The sequence below is a fragment of the Bacillus sp. Root131 genome (assembly GCF_001429475.1).
In the GTDB taxonomy this organism is placed as follows: Bacteria; Bacillota; Bacilli; order Bacillales; family Bacillaceae_G; genus Bacillus_A; species Bacillus_A thuringiensis_S.
Genome location: NZ_LMJQ01000001.1, coordinates 1202800 through 1220331, shown reverse-complemented (window position 1 = coordinate 1220331; position 17532 = coordinate 1202800). Strand labels below are relative to the sequence as shown.

Sequence of the window (17532 nt, the reverse complement as noted above, 5' to 3'; positions counted from 1 at the left end):
GGTTATTTCACATTCTCTCTCCTATCCCCATACACCATCTCTTCTTTCATCCCAAATCCATCACCATTTTGCACAATTTGCTCTGTCGGTGCAACTACACTTTCGGCAATTTTCCATTCCCCACGCTCTTTTACAAATACTTGTAGAAAATAGTTCATACCATCTAATTGATATGCATTTTCTTTTTTCACATTATAGTGAATCGCAATGTAGTACACTTGAATGTTTTCTTTCCCTATTTTTGATACGTATTGCGATAGTCTCGGTATATAAAGTGCTGCTTTCTGAAAAGATAGTTGCTTCGCTTTAACAAACGATGAACTTGTTACATTACGTAATGTGTCCCGATTACGAATATTATCGCTATGGTGAAATAATACTGCGTTTTGCATAGAACGAACCCATAATTTCGAATATAAAACTGTATTATCAGTTTCAATGTACTTCACTTCTTTTCGCACCACTTGGATAGGCGTATCTGCGTACGTGAATGTTTTAAAATAGAAAAAACTACCAAATAAAATGGTAAGTGCAGCAATATATTTCATAATCTTTCCTCCGATCTTTTAATTAAAGTATCGGAGTTTCAAAATATTTTTATTCAAAAGAAAAAGGATAGGAATGCTTTCGCTTCCTATCCTCATTTATTATAATACGCGGCCAAATAGTTCTAAGACCATTTCTATTTCTTGGTCGCTCCAACCTTTAAATCTCTCTTTATAATATTCTTTACGCACAGCTTCAAGTTTTTCAGTTACTTCTCTTCCGTGCTCTGTAATTTCTAAGTACACGATACGACGATCTGAATTAGAACGTTTTCTTTCTACTAATCCTTTTCGTACAAGTCGATCTGTAACAGCTGTAATATGACTGGAGGTTACGTTTACTTCACTCGCAATTTGCGAAGCCATCTGTGGACTGTTTAAAAATAACGCACGTAATACAGAAAATTCATTATATGGCATATGTTCTGCAAAACGTGTATTAATATCATTTTGTAATAAACGTATCATTTTTCGAAATGATGCAGATAAATCTAAAATCAGCGTTTCTCTTTTTTCGTTCAATAGCCTCGTCCCTTTTTTATCATATTTACACATATTATAATCTATAAATACCTATATTGTATATGATTTCTTTCCTCAACATTCTCATTTATGTAACTTTTTTCATATAAATTTCTTTTTTGTTCACACATATACATATAAAAAGGATGGTGATGGAAAATGCAGGGTGGAATAAATCCTTATTTACACAACGTACGCACAGCTAATACTGGTAAAGAAGCTACTATTACTGTACAAGGCGAAGGCGTTGTCAAAGCAAAACCAAACGTTGTTATATTAACGCTTGGCATTCGAACTGATAGTAAAAATGTAAAACAAGCGCAGGAAGAAAATGCAGTACAATCAAAACAATTACTGGATGCACTTAAACAGCTTGGTATTGCCGATAAAGATATAGAAACGATTTCTTATACGATCACTCCTCAATACGAATATGTAAATGATAAAGCATTGCTCCAAGGATACCGTGTGGAGCATTTGTATGAAATTACCGTTTTAAATGTACAAAAAGCTGGGGAAGTATATGATATAGCCGTATCAAATGGCGCAAATGTAGCAAAAGGTTTACGTTTCCGAGTATCTCATCCAAATAAATATTATGAGAAGGCTCTCATTCAAGCTCTTCACCAGGCAGTAGAAAAAGCTCGTGCTATTGCGAGTACATATAATCTAAATATTAATCCTGTTCCCCTCTCATTCGTTGAAGAATCTGCCCAATTACCACGGGAGGTTACGTCTTATGCTACTTTACATGCACAAGCAGCCCCGCCCATTCAATCTGGTGAATTAGAAATCATTTCATCCATACGGGCTATTTTTACGTATTTATAACGAATTCTCTTTACAAGTAAACGTTATCATTTTACTTGTTGTAAAAACATGATGTTCTGATATAATAAAGGACGGTGAGCTCTTACAAAAGAGATATCACGGGTGGGAGAGGGATATGAAAAAGAAGGTTTAACATGAAAGGAATACTTGAAAGAACATTTAAATTAGGTTTACACGAAACATCACCAAAACAAGAAGTTTTAGCTGGAGTTACGTCATTTTTCACAATCGTATATATTATGATTGTAAATGCGTCCATCTTATCAGATGCTGGCATTCCTCTTGAAGCTGGAATTTTAGCAACTGTTTTTAGTTCATTTGTCGGATGTCTACTCATGGCATTTTGGGCAAATGCACCTGCTATTCTTGTCCCTGGTATGGGTGTAAATGCATTCTTCACGTACACAGCTGTGCATACGCTTGGACTAACTTGGCAAGAAGCATTAGCTGCTGTCTTTATCTCTGGTATTATTTTTGCAATTGCCGCTTTTACACCAATCGCTCGCGTGCTATCAGTATCAATTCCAAAGTCATTAAAGGAAGCGATTACTGTCGGCATTGGATTATTTTTAGCGTTTATCGGATTGCAAAAAGGTGGTTTAGTCGTTTCGAACCCAAATACTGCTGTGGCAATGGGGAAATTAAGTAATCCTGTCGTTCTTGCGACATTACTTACTCTTATCATTGCACTTGTATTATTTATTCGTAACGTACGTGGAAACTTTTTATGGACGATTGCAATAGGAACTGGTATCTCATGGTTATTTGGTCTTGTGGATACGAGTCAAATGGGAAATAGTTCATTCTCATTCGCTAATTACGGTGATGTGTTTGGAGCTATGTCATTTGGGAAACTTTCTTCCTTACCATTTTGGATTGCAACATTCTCTTTAAGCATGGTGCTTATTTTTGAGAACATGGGACTTCTGCACGGTTTATTAGAAGATGATCGTAAATTCCCACGTGCTTACCAAGCCAATGCAATTTCAGCAATGACATGTGGTCTATTTGGCACAAGCCCTACCGTTTCAACAGTAGAAAGTGCCGCAGGTATTACTGCAGGTGGTAAGACAGGTCTGACGTCTATCGTTACTGGGTTGCTATTCTTTGCATCACTGTTTGCTCTTCCATTTGTCAAATTAATTCCTGATAGTGCCATTGCACCAATCTTAATTATTATTGGCGGTCTGATGATTACAAGCATTCAACAAATTCCTCTGAACGACTTTTCAGAAGGATTTCCAGCATTCTTAATTATCGTTATGATCCCGCTCACATATAGTATCGCTGATGGCATTGCGTTCGGATTTATTGCTTACCCTATCTTAAAAGTTGCTCTTGGAAAGCGTAAAGAAGTCGCACCATCTATGTATATCATTACATGCTTATTCTTAGCTATGTTTGTATTACATGCTATTGGTTAAGAAAAAACACCGAGGAAATCCTCGGTGTTTTTTACTTAAACCATCCTTTTTTATAAAACCATGCCATCATTCCGCCGCCAATTAATGCCATTAGAAGAAGACAAATAAAATAACTATATTGTCCACCAAGCTCTGGCATATGCGTAAAGTTCATTCCATATACTCCCGCAATAAATGTTAATGGCATGAAAATAGTCGAGAATACAGTTAATGTTTTCATAATGTTATTCATATGATGTGAGTTTAATGAAAAATAACTATCCCGAATATCCGCCGTTAACTCTCGACTTGCCTCAATCATTTCCGTAAGTTTAAGTAAATGATCATGTATATCTTTAAAATAAATCTCATGATCACTTATACCGTAAAAACGAGTGGAATTCAAAATACGATACAATAAATCACGCATTGGAATAATTGTACGTCTTAACTTAGATAAATCTGCCCTAATATCAAATACTTCTTCTAGCACGGCTCCTGCTGTCTCACCTGTTAAATTATCATCAATCGCATTTAAATGATCTTCAATGTAATATACAGGTGCGAAATAATCATCTACAATTTGATCAGTGATTGTATGTGCTACATGTAAAGGTCCTTTCTTAATCCGCCTCTTCTCACCAAGTGTTTTCCATACTCTTTCAATTGCATTATTATGAGAAAAATGGAAAGAAACAATATAGCGATCACTAACAAACAAATCAATTTCATGTGGTTCTAGCCCATCTTCTCCAAACGCGTGAAGAACTAAAAAGTTATATCCATCATAAAAATCAACTTTTGGTCTCTGTACATATTCTAGACAGTCTTCAATTGCAAGGGGATGGAACTTAAAATGGTCTTGCAGAATATATGTATACTCTTCTTTCGTTGGCTTATATAAATCTAGCCAATACCATACAATATGGTCTTTCTTTGTTTCTTCTAGAGAAACATCATATAATACTTCATCTGTTTTTGTTACTGCACAAATTCTAATCATAATTTCACCCATTATTATTATAAACAAAAAATAGTAAAAAAAGCCAAGGAGAAATCTCCTCAGCTTTTTTTATTACTTCGTTACGATACCGTGTACTAAAGTTGGTGCATCTACGTGTTCTTTAGAGATCTTCATGTTCTCATAAATTTTCGCTTTTACATCTTCAACATTTTCGCGGTTCGCGTAAATTGTAACAAGGGATTCACCTTGCTTCACGCTATCGCCTACTTTTTTGCGCAGCATTAGACCAACTGCTAAATCAATTTCTGACTCTTTCGTTGCACGTCCTGCTCCTAAAAGCATTGCTGCTGTTCCGATTTCGTCTGCAACGATTTCTGATACATATCCGTCTTCTTTCGCTTCCACTTCAATTTTAAATTGTGCTTGTGGCAATTTAGAAGGGTCATCAACAACAGATGCGTCGCCGCCTTGCGCTGATAAGAACGTTTTAAATGATTCTAGCGCTTTTCCGTTGTTCATTACTTCAATTAGCTTTTCACGTGCATCTTCTAAAGATGAAGCTTGTCCAGCAAGGTACACCATTTGGCTTCCAAGTGTTAAACATAGCTCTTCTAAATCTTTTGGCCCTTTACCTTGTAATGTATCAATTGCTTCTTGTACTTCTAGTGCGTTACCGATAGCTTCACCGAGTGGTTGACTCATATCAGAAATAACTGCCATCGTATTACGACCAACGTTATTACCGATGCGTACCATTGCTTCTGCTAAACGTTTTGCATCTTCATCCGTTTTCATAAATGCACCTGCTCCAGTTTTTACATCAAGAACAATTGCATCTGCACCAGCAGCAATTTTTTTACTCATAATCGAACTTGCAATAAGCGGAATTGAGTTTACTGTTGCTGTTACGTCACGAAGTGCATATAACTTTTTATCAGCAGGTGTTAAGTTACCACTTTGGCCGATAACAGCGATTTTGTTTTCATTTACAAGTCGCATGAATTCATCGTTTTCAATTTCCACATGGAATCCTGGAACTGCTTCTAATTTATCAATTGTACCACCAGTATGTCCTAAACCGCGTCCAGACATTTTCGCTACTGGTACGTCTAAAGCAGCTACTAATGGACCTAATACAAGTGTCGTTGTATCACCAACACCACCTGTCGAATGCTTATCTACTTTTACACCTTCAATAGCTGATAAGTCAATTGTATCGCCGCTATTTACCATTGCCATCGTTAAATCAGCACGCTCTTGATCGTTCATATCTTGGAAGAAAATTGCCATTGCAAGTGAACTTACTTGATAATCAGGAATATCACCATTTGTATATCCTTCAACAATAAAGTTAATTTCTTCTGTCGTTAATGCATGTCCGTCACGTTTTTTTGCAATTAGGTCCACCATTCTCATTGTGAAGTCACCCCTTCATTTGTTTTACGATTGCTTTTACTAATGCTAAGAAGTTAGCTTTAACACGTTCTGTCGTTTCAATTACTTCATCGTGATGAAGTGGCTGATCTAAAATACCAGCTGCCATATTTGAAATACAAGAAATACCTAATACTTTCATTCCAGCATGACGTGCTACAATTACTTCAGGTACTGTTGACATACCAACTGCATCTCCGCCAAGTGTACGAAGCATACGAATTTCAGCAGGTGTTTCATATACAGGACCTGTCATTCCAACGTATACACCTTCTTGTACTTTAATATTTAAGTCTGCTGCAACTTGTTTCGCCATTTCACGAAGTTCTACTGTATATGATGTAGACATATCAGGGAAACGTACGCCCATTTCAGAATCATTTGGTCCGATTAATGGATTCGTACCCATGAAGTTAATGTGGTCTGAAATTAACATAAGATCGCCTGGCTCGAATGATGTATTTACACCACCAGCTGCGTTTGTTACAACAACCGTTTCTACACCTAGTTCTTTCATAACACGAACTGGGAATGTTACTTTTTGCATGTCGTATCCTTCATAGAAGTGGAAACGTCCTTGCATTGCTACTACTGTTACACCTTGAAGTGTGCCAAATACTAGTTGACCTGCATGGCCTTCTACAGTTGATACTGGGAACTCAGGGATTTCACTGTAAGGTACTGTTACTGCGTTCTCAATTTCGTCTGCTAATACACCAAGTCCTGATCCAAGGATTAGTCCTACTTGTGGTGTCTCTTGAAATTTCTCTTTTAAGTATGAAGCTGATTTTGTAATAAGTTCACGATTCATTTGTTTATCCCCCTATTTCTTTAGCTCGTTTAAGAAGCTTGTTCCGTATTCTGGCATTTTCACACCGAAGTTTTCTGCTACTGTTGCACCAATATCAGCAAATGTTTGACGAAGTGGTAACTCTTGTCCGCCTTCTTTCATACTTGGGCTATATGCTAATAATGGTACATATTCACGTGTATGGTCAGTACCAGGGTGAATTGGATCATTACCGTGGTCTGCTGTAATTAATAATAGATCATCTTCTTGTAGTTTTGCGAATACTTCTGGAAGACGTGCATCATATTCTTGCAGAGCCTCTCCGTATCCTTGTGGATCACGGCGGTGGCCGAATAATGCATCAAAGTCAACTAAGTTTAAGAAGCTAAGACCTGTAAAGTCCATATTTAATGTATCTACAAGCTTATCCATTCCATCCATGTTAGACTTCGTACGAAGTGATTCCGTTACCCCTTCACCATCATAGATGTCAGAGATTTTACCGATAGCAATTACATCGTAGTCACTATCTTTTAATTCATTCATTACTGTACGGCCGAATGGTTTTAATGCATAATCATGACGGTTTGGTGTACGTGTAAAGTTTCCAGGTTCACCAACGAATGGACGAGCAATAACACGACCTACCATGTATTTCTCATCTAATGTTAATTCACGTGCAATTTTACAGATTTTATATAACTCATCAAGTGGCACTACTTCTTCGTGTGCTGCAATTTGCAATACGCTATCAGCAGAAGTATAAACGATTAAAGAGCCGGTTTCCATTTGCTCTTGGCCAAGTTCATCAAGAATTTCAGTTCCAGAAGCTGGCTTATTACCGATAATTTTACGGCCTGTTTTTTCTTCTAATTCATCAAGTAATTCTTTCGGGAATCCTTCCGGGAACACTTGGAATGGTGTATCAATGTAAAGGCCCATGATTTCCCAGTGACCTGTCATTGTATCTTTACCAGTAGATTTCTCTTGCATTTTTGTGTAATATCCAAGTGGTTTCTCTACTTTAGAGATACCTTTCATTTCACGAATGTTACCAAGACCCAATTTCACCATGTTAGGCATTTGTAAACCATTCATATGTTCAGCAATGTGACCAATTGTGTCAGATCCCAAATCACCAAATTGCTCAGCATCTGGTGCTTCACCGATTCCCACAGAGTCCATTACGACTAGGAATATACGTTTATATTTATTCATAACTGCGACCTCCTATAAGTTCAGTTCTACTTCTTGTAGTATGTTCAAAACGCTATAAAGTGAAACTGTTATCCATAAGAATTCTCATTGTCAAACAGTACTTCTTTAAACCATTCTCTAACCTATTTCGTTTTACTTGAAACGACTCAAAAACATTTCTAGTTTTTTCTAAGTCAGATGTCAGACATCTGATACTGATATCATAACATGTTTACGCTTTCTTTTTAATACATTTTCGTAGAATTTCTCATTTTCTTCACACTTCTATTGTAATTCATTCTGCAACGAAGTGCTAATTTTTTTATGATTTATTTCTTCATATTAAAAATAAAAAGTAGCTCTAAAGAGCTACTTTTTATTTTACTTCTATTGTTTCTTCTTTATGTTCATGCAATTCGCCTTTTCTTACATGCACTTTCACTTTGTAAGCACCGTTCTCTTTGAAAGTATGTTTCGTTTCATACTCTCCTTTATTCCCTTCTTTCGCTGGAATAAATTCGTGTTTTTCAACACCATCTTTCCAAATCTCTAGTTGTACTTCAGCACCAGCTAATGCTTCTTCTTTTTGCTTTAAATGAACTTTCATTGTAGATTCAGCATTTGCCTTTATGTCTCCAGCCATAAGATGGATCATTGTGTCACTTTTATGATCTCCATGTCCTGCACTGTGATCACTATTTTCTTTTTTCGCATCTTCTACTTTCGCATTTCCTACAGCAACTTTCACTTCCGGCATAACGTGCATTTCACGTGCATTTGTGTGAGCGATAATATGGTATACTCCATCCGTTTCGAATGTTTTCTCTACTGCATAAACACCTTTTCCTTTATGCTTACCATCTAACATCTCGTGCTTTTCGTCGCCATCTTTCCAAATTTCAAACTTTACATCATCGGCATCCGTTACTTTTTCTTTCCCTTGTGTAACAAGTGCTTGTACTTCTGTTTTTTCACCTGGTTTAATTTCTTTCGGATTTGTTTGGACTGCTACTTTTACAGCTTCAAGTTTCTGTTCTTTTTTCGGTTCTTCTTTGTTTGTATTACAGCCAGCCAACGCTAGCATCGCGATAAATAAAGTTATAATCAGTTTTTTCATCATCATTTCCTCCTTTATACTTTATTTAGTATAGAGGAAATACATTGTAATATTCCAGTCTTCTGCTGAAAACAATATACGAAATGTTTGTGAAGTTTCTGTGAAACGGTCTTCCCTTCTGAATCTATGAAAAAAGAGCATAGTAACTATGCTCTTGGATGAAACTGTTTATATACATCTTTTAATCTAGTTTTTGAAACGTGCGTATAGATTTGCGTCGTTGAAATATCTGCATGACCAAGCATTTCTTGTACAGCACGTAAATCTGCTCCATTTTCTAATAAGTGCGTAGCAAACGAGTGACGCAACGTATGAGGTGTAAGCTCTTTTTCAATATTTGCTTCTTTCGCTAATCGTTTTAATATTTTCCAAAATCCTTGTCTTGATAATCGATTACCATGATGGTTTAAAAAGAGTGCATCTACTACTTTTTTCCCCATTAATTCTCTTCTTCCTTTTTCAATATACTTTTGAATCGCTTCCGTTGCTAAACTTCCTAGTGGAATAATTCTTTCTTTATTCCCTTTCCCTATGCAACGAACAAATCCCATCGTTAAATGTACATCTTCTAAATTGAGTGCAATCAATTCTGAAACACGAAGTCCTGTCGCATACAGTAACTCTAGCATCGCCTTATCACGTATCCCAAAAGCACTTGTCATTTTTGGTGTTTGAAGTAACGCCTCTACTTCATCAACTGATAATACTTTTGGTAATTTCCGTTCCCCTTGCGGCGTTTCAATATGTACGGATGGATCGTGTTCTACCGCTCGTTCACGAAGTAAAAATTGGTGGAACGAACGAATTGATGCAATATGACGCGCCAATGTTTTCGAAGATTTTCCGTTTTCTTTTAAATACTGCAAAAAGTTAACAATGTGTAAACGGGTCACTTCATGAAAAGTTTTCGTCTGTTCCACATTTTGCAAATACTTTACGTAGCTTTTTAAATCCCGTTCATAAGATACTACTGTATTCTTTGCTAATCCTTTTTCGACAACCATATAATGAATAAAATCTTTTAATTGATCTTCCACTCTACACTACTCCCCATTTTCATAGAAAAACATCATTCTATTTACGAAAGCATCCTTTGCCGGTTCTTCATTCCCTGATACTTTTTCTACAGTCTCTTCTTTAGGTTTTTCATAACGATGATAGCTTTCATATTCTTCATTTATCCATAGTATAGCGAAATAAAACAAAATCGTACAACTTGTAAATAATAAAAATACTTTTATTCCATCAAAAGTTAATTTTAAAGCTCGGCGCATTGTAAATTCCTCCAAAATATAAGTTATTACAACATATGCCAAGCTTTCACCAATTTATACCTTATTCAAATAAAAAACCTCTTCCTAGATAAATAGGAAAAGGTTATTTTTCATCCGTTTCATTTTCTTGACAATTTTTACAAATCCCATGGAATGTTAAACGATGATCTTTCACCTTAAAGCTCCAGTCTCGTTCTACTTTCCTTTCCACTTCACCAAGTAAATCTTCTTGTATTTCTTGTACAGCACCACATTGTGTACAAATCAAATGATGGTGAAAACGCTGCGCACCTTCTTGGCGTAAGTCATAGCGTGAAACACCGTCTCCGAAGTTAATCTTATCGACAACTTTTAACTCAGATAATAGTTCTAAAGTTCGATAGACGGTTGCTAATCCGATCTCTGGCGACTTTTCTTTTACAAGGAGGTAAACATCTTCTGCGCTTAAATGATCTTCTTCATTTTCTAGCAGCACACGAACTGTTGCTTCACGTTGCGGTGTTAATTTATAGCTCGCTGCATGTAATTGCTTCTTAATTCGTTCAATTCTTTCTTCCATTCGGTACTACTCCCTCCTCGCCACTCTTACACCATTATATCAGAAGAAGGGCTTCTGTCAAAAGAAAAACAATAAAAACAAATTGATAATTATTCTCAAAAAATATTTATTTTTTATTAATAGCCTCAACAACTTCTTTCATTAAAACTGGTGATGCGTAAGCCTCCACACTACAAGCCATTGCTAATACCGCTCCAATTACAAGAAAGAAACATGTATACCGGATTAATAATGGTAATAGTGGCTCGGTTATTTTTCTAATAAATTGATGCCTAATCATCCGTAAAGAAAAACTTGCAGCAATGGTTGTCATAATGAGAAAGACTGGAATGATAATTAAATTTTGTGGCAAAACAGATACAAATGCTAATAATAGTCCATTCCATCCATGCTGACTTACTAAAAAACCAACTGTAAATCCAACAACAACTCCTTTTACAAATAATAAAATAAAAATAAGTGGTAATCCAATAATTGAAATCCCTAAAATCCAAATAAATCCGATGTATTTTAATTGCGAAAAGTAACTTTCTCGAAACATTTCGCCCGCAATGGCAAATTCTCCTTTAGAGACTTGTCCAAAAAAACGTTGTAAATAAAATGATAAATCTTGTTTTTGATTGATTTGTAAACTATTCACAAGAATGGCTCCAAATATTACTCCCATCAATAATAAAACAGCGTTAAATATATATAATGAAGAGTTTTCCTGTATGTGAGACATTACAAGGTCTTGCCAATTTTTTCGCCACATTTTTCTTCCCTCCGTTCACACTCTTATTAAAAATGTATGAAAAAAAGAAAAAAGTATGACGAATTAACATTGAAATTCCGCTCTACTTTGCTAAACTAAAAAGTAGAGAATAGGAGGGATTTCTCTTGAAACCATTATTATTAGATTTTCCAACATTATTTCAAACTGAACGCTTACAAGTTCGTAAACCATTTCCAGGTGATGGTGCAGAAGTATATGAAGCAATCCAAGCTTCTCTAGAAGACTTAGTACCGTGGGTACCAATTAACGCTGAAACAGAAGAGAGTGCTGAAGAAATTGTTCGCGAAGCTCACGGACAGTTTTTACTTCGTGAAACACTTGATTTTCACTTATACGATAAAGTATCTGGTACATTCATCGGAGCAATTACACTAAAACCTGAAAACTGGGATATTCCAAAGTTTTCACTTCACTTCTGGTTGCATAGCGATTATACAAAACAAGGCTATATGACTGAAGCTGTTAAAGGCGCTATCCAATTCGCCTTTGATAAACTAGGCGCTAGAAGAATTGAAATTCGTACTGATGCAACAAATATAAATGCATGTAGCTTAGCAGAACGTTTAGAATTCATTCTAGAAGGTACAATGGAAAATGATTTCCTAGCACCAGACGGTAGCTTACGTGATGCACGTGTATATGCAAAAATCAATTAAAAACACTCGCCTTTGGCGAGTGTTTATTTTTGTAGTTGTAAATATTGTACTGCAAACATCGTCTTCGCATCATGAATACGAAGATTTTTCATAAGAGTAATCGCTTCTTCTAACGATACTTCCATTAATTCCACAAACTCATCTTCATCTAACTCAGCTTTATTTTCTTTTTTTGTCAAACCTGTCGCTTTATATACATATAAAATTTCATCTGCGAATCCTGGAGATGTATAGAAAGAAGTAATAAGCTCCATATTTTCACATACATATCCTGTTTCCTCTTCTAATTCACGAACTGCTGTTACCTCTGGTTTTTCACCAGGCTCTAACTTGCCGGCTGGAATTTCTATAATCGCCTTTTCAAGCGCTTTACGATACTGCTCAACAAGCACAATTTTCCCCTCATCTGTAATAGCAATAATCGCAACTGCACCAGGGTGATTTACAATTTCACGTTTACTCATTTCTCCATTTGGTAATACTACATCATCAACACGAACTTTTATAACTCTACCATCAAAAATCGGCTCAGTTTTTACTGTTCTCTCTGTAAGATTACTCATACTACTTCATCTCCCTGTTCTATTTCCTATTCTTTCTTCATACATTTTACCACATTGAAAGGAGCGTGATAGAAATGAAAGTTTATATTTTACCAAATCGCATCACGTTAGTCGGAAAAGCATGGCAAATTCGCCATAAGCTAAAACAATATAGCAAAGAGTATACAACTGTACAAGAGTGGATTACAGCAAATAAAATGAAACATTAATCCATTAAGCTCACATTAATTATGCTTTTACGGGCAGTTAATGCAAAGCGAAAAGGAAACGTTTGTCAACCTCTTTTCCCTCTCGTACAATAAAGGTAAGGAGGTTGACCTATGAAAAAACGTCAATTAGGAAACTCAGATTTATTTGTTACAGAAATGGGCCTTGGCTGTATGTCTCTCGGTACATCTGAAACAGAGGCTATGCGTATTGTCGATGAAGCAATCGATTTAGGAATTAATTTTTTTGATACAGCAGATTTATATGATTACGGATTAAATGAAGAATTTGTTGGAAAAGCCTTGAAGGGGAAACGAGACAAAATTGTTCTTACAACGAAGGTTGGAAATCGTTGGACAGAAGAAAAAAACGGCTGGTCTTGGGACCCTTCTAAAGCTTACATAAAGGCTGAAGTAAAAGAAAGTTTACGTAGACTTCAAACTGATTATATTGACCTTTACCAACTTCATGGCGGAACGATTGAAGATCCAATAGATGAAACAATTGAAGCTTTTGAAGAATTGAAAAAAGAAGGTATTATCCGCCATTACGGTATTTCTTCTATACGTCCAAATGTAATCCGTGAATATGCAAAACGCTCAAACATCGTTAGTGTACTAATGGAATATAGCCTTTTAAATCGTCGTCCAGAAGAATGGTTCCCGCTTCTGAATGAATACCAAATTAGCATCATTGCTCGCGGACCACTTGCAAAAGGAATTTTAACTGATAACAATGCAAGAAAAATAGAAAGAGTAAAGGAAAAGGATTACCTCTCTTATTCTTACGATGAATTACATACAACTCTAGCGAGTGTAAAAGAAACGATTGGAGAAAGCTCTTTAACAGGAACAGCTATTCAATATTGCTTACATAATAAGACTGTTGCAGCTGTTATACCTGGCGCAAGCTCTCTTCAACAATTGCAGGAAAATATACGAGCTAGCCAACAGTTACCTTTAACTAAAGAAGAATATGTACAACTTCAAAAAATTATTAAATATGACACATATGCTTTGCATCGTTAAAAATATCGAATTACCGATAAACAGAAGACTGTCTCCTTTATTAGGAGACAGTCTTTTTTATAACGTATCATATTTATCAGGATTTGTGCCTACATGTAAATCGCGATTCAACGTGTTAATTTGATTTATCTCTTCTTCAGTTAGTGAGAAATCAAAAATAGTAAAGTTTTCTTTAATACGAGATGGTGTAACAGATTTAGGAATTGTAACAATCCCGCTTTGAATATCCCATCTTAATATAACTTGCGCAGGTGTTTTTTCATATTTGTTAGCAATAGCCTGAATGATTGGATGCTGAAATACTTCTCCGCCCCTCATTAACGGACTCCACGCTTCCATTTGGATTTGCTCACCTTGACAATGATTACGCAATTCAAATTGCGTTAACATCGGATGAAGTTCTACTTGGTTCACCATCGGCTTCACTTTGCAATTTGGTAATAACAATTCTAAATGATGTTTATGAAAATTAGAAACACCAATCGCACGCACTTTACCTTCTTCATATAATTTTTCTAACGCTCGGTACGTATCCACATACTTCCCTCTTACTGGCCAATGTATTAAATATAAATCTACATAGTCCATTTGTAATTTCTTTAAGCTTTTTTCAAACGCCTCGAGTGTCTCCTCGTATCCTTGATCGTCATTCCAAACTTTTGTTGTAATAAATAGGTCTTCTCTTGGAATTCCTGATTCACGAATCGCTTCTCCGACACCGCTTTCATTTTCATACACAGTTGCTGTATCAATCGAACGGTATCCAACTTCTAACGCTGTTTTTACTGCTTGTTTTACTTCGTCGCCTTCTTTTGCTTTATAAACGCCTAGACCAATCATCGGCATTTTCACGCCATTATGAAGTGTAGTTGTTGGAATATACACAGTCGTCTCCCTTTCATTGTTACATTTTTTTATAAGCCACAACTTTATTTCAACAAGATTCATCCCAAAAGTCAAAACATACGTACAGTTTACATAACACTTTTATATAGCTAAAAAATAACGTGAACTCATTTATTCACGTTATTTTCTCTCCATTCTTTCGCTTTTTCATCCACATTGCGCACAAACTCATTTTTCCCTTCCGTATATAACGTGCCATCATATGTATACTTTTCGGCCAATTCTTTCTTTAAGGTTGCATATGCCTCTGCTTCTTCACAATGAGCCATCATATAATCACGAAATGCTAAATGCCTTACTATCTCTGGATTTCCTTTTTCAAACACGTGTAAATGATACAAACGTTTTTCTTCCGTTCCATGGATAAAAAATCGGCGTCCTGAAATACCATTTTCCCCTTTTACGATGTAACCAAGCTCTATAAATCGTTCATTCCACCTATCTACCCTTTCAATACTTTCTACTTCCATGATCATATCAATAATAGGTTTAGCTGCCAGTCCTGGCACTGACGTACTTCCAATATGATGAATTTTCACCGTTTCTGGCATCGCTGTTTTTAATCTTTCAGCCTCCATTTGAAATTTTTCACTCCAATGATTTTCATGCGGAACAACTACAATTTTCCTCATAATAACTCCCCTTTTCTTACAAGCTCGTCAAAAAATGATCAGTGAATTTCACTGATCATTTTTTTATTATTTAAAGTCTTTCCAAGTAAGGTTACTTTCACTTAGCAGTTCTTCAAATGATTTATTCTTTTCACGTTCTTTTTGTTCTTTGCGCTTTCTTTCCAGTTCAGCTGCCTCTTTTTCCTCTTCTCTCACTTGCAACTCTTTCTTCTTACTCTTTAATTGTTGCATGAGTGAATCATTTAATTGATCGCCTAATGTAAGTGTTTCTTTCTTTGGTGGATTCACTTGCGATTGTCTTTGCATTTGTCTTTGTTTCTTTTTCTTCATGCTACTCACCTTTTACTTTTTTCTCCATTATAGTAGATACACGATGCAATCGACAATAAAAAAGGGTCTTTACTCTATTATCCACTTTTTGTAAATATGTTAATTTTTCGAAAAGACTAAATTTTTATGTAGCTATAATCCTATGAATCTATTAAAATTATGTCGTATGATGTCAGATTATAAAAAAGGAGAAATGAACTATGTGGAAAAAAATTATTCCTGCCGTTGCTGTTTTAAGCACTATTACTTTTTCAAGCGTATTTGCCGCTCCCCCATCTCAGAATCCAGCTGAACAAAACCGCTACATAGACGTACAAATGCTTGGTATTAATGATTTCCATGGACAACTAGATACTGTTAAAAAAATTAATAATAAAGAAGCTGGTGGCGCTGATTACTTAGCTACTTATTTAAAAGAACGTAAAAAACAAAACCCTAATACACTTCTCGTACATGCTGGTGATATCGTCGGAGCTAGTCCACCAGTTTCAGCATTATTACAGGATGAACCGACGATTGAATTTTTAAATGATTTAAAATTTGATGTTGGTACAATCGGAAACCATGAATTTGATGAAGGCATTGATGAAATGAAACGCCTCATTTACGGTGGATATCATGAAAAAACAGGGAATTTCAAAGGGGCTAACTTCCCCTATGTAGCTGCTAACTTCTATAACAAATCAACTGGCCGCTTATTTTTACCACCATTTACTGTAAAAATGGTAGATGGTGTTCCTGTAGGATTCATTGGTGTTGTTACAACTGATACACCAAATGTCGTTATGCCTACGATGCTTAAAAATGTACAAATTACTGATGAAGTAGAAGCAATTAATAAATCAACACAACAATTAAAACGCCTCGGCGTTAAATCTATCGTCGTTCTTGCTCATGTCGGTGGAACAACCGATGAGTCTGGGGTAACAAATGGCGACCTTACTCGAATTGCAAATGAAACAGACCCAGAAGTTGATGTTATTTTCGGTGGACATAGTCATACGTATGTAAATGGTACAGTAAATAATAAGCTAATTGTCCAAGCAAATTCTTACGGCACGGCTTTCTCAGACGTGGATGTAACAATTGATCGTAAAACAAAGGATATTATAAAGAAAAAAGCTGAAGTTGTTACAACGTATCATGAAGGTGTAGAACCTGATAAACAAGTAAAGAAAAAACTAGATCAATATAAAGAAAAAATCGCACCACTTGTAAATGAAGTGGTCGGAAAATCTACAGCATCTATCGACCGTAAACAAAATGATGCTGGTGAGTCCACTCTTGGAAATTTAGTTGCCGATGCTCAGCGTCAAACGATGCAAACTCAAATCGCCCTCATGAATCCTGGTGGCATTCGTAATGACTTAGATGCTGGTGATATTACGTGGGGTGAGTTATACGGTATTCAACCTTTTGGAAATCAATTGATTAAAGTAGATTTAACAGGTCAAGACATTCGCGATATTTTAAATCAGCAATGGCAAAAAGGAACAACAAGAATGCTTCAAATTTCAGGTATTCAATATGCGTGGGATGCAAATAAACCAAACGGTGAAAAAGTTACAAATATACGTTTAACAAACGGAGAAGAATTATCTCCATCTAAAACGTATAGCGTAGTTGCAAATGCTTTCTTAGCTTCTGGCGGTGACGGATTCATATCATTTAAAAATGGTAAAAATGCAGAAACTGGTCCAAACGACTTTGAAGCGTTAGTCGATTACGTAAAACAATTAAAAGAACCAATTCAGCCAGTTATTGATGGAAGAATCCAAAAAGTAAATTAAGTGTTTCTC

21 protein-coding genes are annotated in these 17532 nt (G+C 35.9%); 6 read left to right on the top strand and 15 right to left on the bottom strand.

Annotation, left to right across the window (positions count from 1 at the left end; genetic code table 11):
• Positions 1–2 precede the first annotated feature (2 nt).
• Positions 3–548, bottom strand: a complete 546-nt coding sequence (locus ASE54_RS06065) for a hypothetical protein (RefSeq protein ID WP_000873788.1) — start codon at positions 546–548, stop codon at positions 3–5.
• A 99-nt stretch (positions 549–647) separates the two neighbouring features.
• Positions 648–1067 carry a MarR family transcriptional regulator gene (locus ASE54_RS06060; protein ID WP_001003307.1) on the bottom strand — a complete coding sequence of 140 codons (420 nt, stop codon included), beginning with the start codon at positions 1065–1067 and terminating at the stop codon, positions 648–650.
• A 159-nt stretch (positions 1068–1226) separates the two neighbouring features.
• Here ASE54_RS06060 and ASE54_RS06055 point away from each other — a divergent pair, with 159 nt between their 5' ends.
• Together ASE54_RS06055 and ASE54_RS06050 are read left to right on the top strand one after the other, a co-directional pair.
• Complete coding sequence (locus tag ASE54_RS06055) at positions 1227–1898, top strand: SIMPL domain-containing protein (RefSeq protein ID WP_001161431.1); 672 nt, start codon at positions 1227–1229, stop codon at positions 1896–1898.
• A gap of 134 nt (positions 1899–2032) precedes the next feature.
• Positions 2033–3322, top strand: coding sequence for an NCS2 family permease (locus tag ASE54_RS06050; RefSeq protein ID WP_000676243.1), 1290 nt, complete (start codon positions 2033–2035; stop codon positions 3320–3322).
• A 31-nt stretch (positions 3323–3353) separates the two neighbouring features.
• Here the strand turns inward: ASE54_RS06050 and corA are convergent, their stop codons facing one another.
• The 9 genes from corA to spoIIM form a co-directional block, all read right to left on the bottom strand.
• The gene (gene corA, locus ASE54_RS06045; protein ID WP_002026281.1) at positions 3354–4316 is read right to left on the bottom strand and encodes a magnesium/cobalt transporter CorA; all 963 of its coding nucleotides are present in this window, start codon (positions 4314–4316) and stop codon (positions 3354–3356) included.
• 60 nt (positions 4317–4376) lie between these two features.
• Entirely contained in the window at positions 4377–5681 is a 1305-nt protein-coding gene (locus ASE54_RS06040) for a pyrimidine-nucleoside phosphorylase (protein ID WP_001243069.1), read from the bottom strand.
• A 7-nt stretch (positions 5682–5688) separates the two neighbouring features.
• Positions 5689–6510 carry a purine-nucleoside phosphorylase gene (locus ASE54_RS06035; RefSeq protein ID WP_001078446.1) on the bottom strand — a complete coding sequence of 274 codons (822 nt, stop codon included), beginning with the start codon at positions 6508–6510 and terminating at the stop codon, positions 5689–5691.
• 12 nt (positions 6511–6522) lie between these two features.
• Positions 6523–7707, bottom strand: a complete 1185-nt coding sequence (gene deoB / locus ASE54_RS06030; RefSeq protein ID WP_001046081.1) for a phosphopentomutase — start codon at positions 7705–7707, stop codon at positions 6523–6525.
• Between the two features lie 355 nt (positions 7708–8062).
• Entirely contained in the window at positions 8063–8803 is a 741-nt protein-coding gene (locus ASE54_RS06025; RefSeq protein WP_000733454.1) for a FixH family protein, read from the bottom strand.
• Positions 8804–8949: 146 nt separating this feature from the next.
• Positions 8950–9840 (bottom strand): site-specific tyrosine recombinase XerD, encoded by an 891-nt coding sequence (gene xerD / locus ASE54_RS06020; protein WP_000390088.1) that lies wholly within the window; start codon positions 9838–9840, stop codon positions 8950–8952.
• Positions 9841–9846: 6 nt separating this feature from the next.
• Positions 9847–10077 (bottom strand): YqzK family protein, encoded by a 231-nt coding sequence (locus ASE54_RS06015; protein WP_001250432.1) that lies wholly within the window; start codon positions 10075–10077, stop codon positions 9847–9849.
• Positions 10078–10180: 103 nt separating this feature from the next.
• The gene (locus ASE54_RS06010; protein ID WP_000392657.1) at positions 10181–10636 is read right to left on the bottom strand and encodes a Fur family transcriptional regulator; all 456 of its coding nucleotides are present in this window, start codon (positions 10634–10636) and stop codon (positions 10181–10183) included.
• A 106-nt stretch (positions 10637–10742) separates the two neighbouring features.
• The gene (gene spoIIM / locus ASE54_RS06005) at positions 10743–11360 is read right to left on the bottom strand and encodes a stage II sporulation protein M (protein ID WP_223308695.1); all 618 of its coding nucleotides are present in this window, start codon (positions 11358–11360) and stop codon (positions 10743–10745) included.
• A gap of 155 nt (positions 11361–11515) precedes the next feature.
• Here spoIIM and ASE54_RS06000 point away from each other — a divergent pair, with 155 nt between their 5' ends.
• Positions 11516–12067, top strand: a complete 552-nt coding sequence (locus tag ASE54_RS06000; protein ID WP_000803497.1) for a GNAT family N-acetyltransferase — start codon at positions 11516–11518, stop codon at positions 12065–12067.
• Positions 12068–12090: 23 nt separating this feature from the next.
• Here the strand turns inward: ASE54_RS06000 and ASE54_RS05995 are convergent, their stop codons facing one another.
• Positions 12091–12630: an NUDIX hydrolase gene (locus ASE54_RS05995; RefSeq protein WP_000067931.1), complete on the bottom strand. Its 540-nt coding sequence runs from the start codon at positions 12628–12630 to the stop codon at positions 12091–12093.
• Between the two features lie 74 nt (positions 12631–12704).
• Between ASE54_RS05995 and mciZ the strand changes: the two genes are divergently transcribed.
• Together mciZ and ASE54_RS05985 are read left to right on the top strand one after the other, a co-directional pair.
• On the top strand, positions 12705–12839 hold the full coding sequence (gene mciZ / locus ASE54_RS05990; protein WP_000870291.1) for a Z-ring formation inhibitor MciZ: 135 nt from the start codon (positions 12705–12707) through the stop codon (positions 12837–12839).
• 111 nt (positions 12840–12950) lie between these two features.
• Positions 12951–13865, top strand: a complete 915-nt coding sequence (locus ASE54_RS05985) for an aldo/keto reductase (protein ID WP_000747232.1) — start codon at positions 12951–12953, stop codon at positions 13863–13865.
• 57 nt (positions 13866–13922) lie between these two features.
• On the opposite strand, the gene ASE54_RS05980 is transcribed toward ASE54_RS05985, so the two are convergent.
• From ASE54_RS05980 to ASE54_RS05970, 3 genes are all read right to left on the bottom strand, one after another.
• Positions 13923–14750 (bottom strand): aldo/keto reductase, encoded by an 828-nt coding sequence (locus ASE54_RS05980; RefSeq protein WP_000275862.1) that lies wholly within the window; start codon positions 14748–14750, stop codon positions 13923–13925.
• Positions 14751–14878: 128 nt separating this feature from the next.
• Positions 14879–15403, bottom strand: a complete 525-nt coding sequence (locus ASE54_RS05975; protein WP_001227184.1) for a GrpB family protein — start codon at positions 15401–15403, stop codon at positions 14879–14881.
• 66 nt (positions 15404–15469) lie between these two features.
• Positions 15470–15733 carry a YqkE family protein gene (locus tag ASE54_RS05970; protein ID WP_000727553.1) on the bottom strand — a complete coding sequence of 88 codons (264 nt, stop codon included), beginning with the start codon at positions 15731–15733 and terminating at the stop codon, positions 15470–15472.
• A 200-nt stretch (positions 15734–15933) separates the two neighbouring features.
• On the opposite strand from ASE54_RS05970, the gene ASE54_RS05965 reads away from it, so the two are divergent.
• Positions 15934–17523, top strand: coding sequence for a 5'-nucleotidase C-terminal domain-containing protein (locus ASE54_RS05965; protein WP_000265545.1), 1590 nt, complete (start codon positions 15934–15936; stop codon positions 17521–17523).
• The last annotated feature ends 9 nt before the right edge of the window (positions 17524–17532 follow it).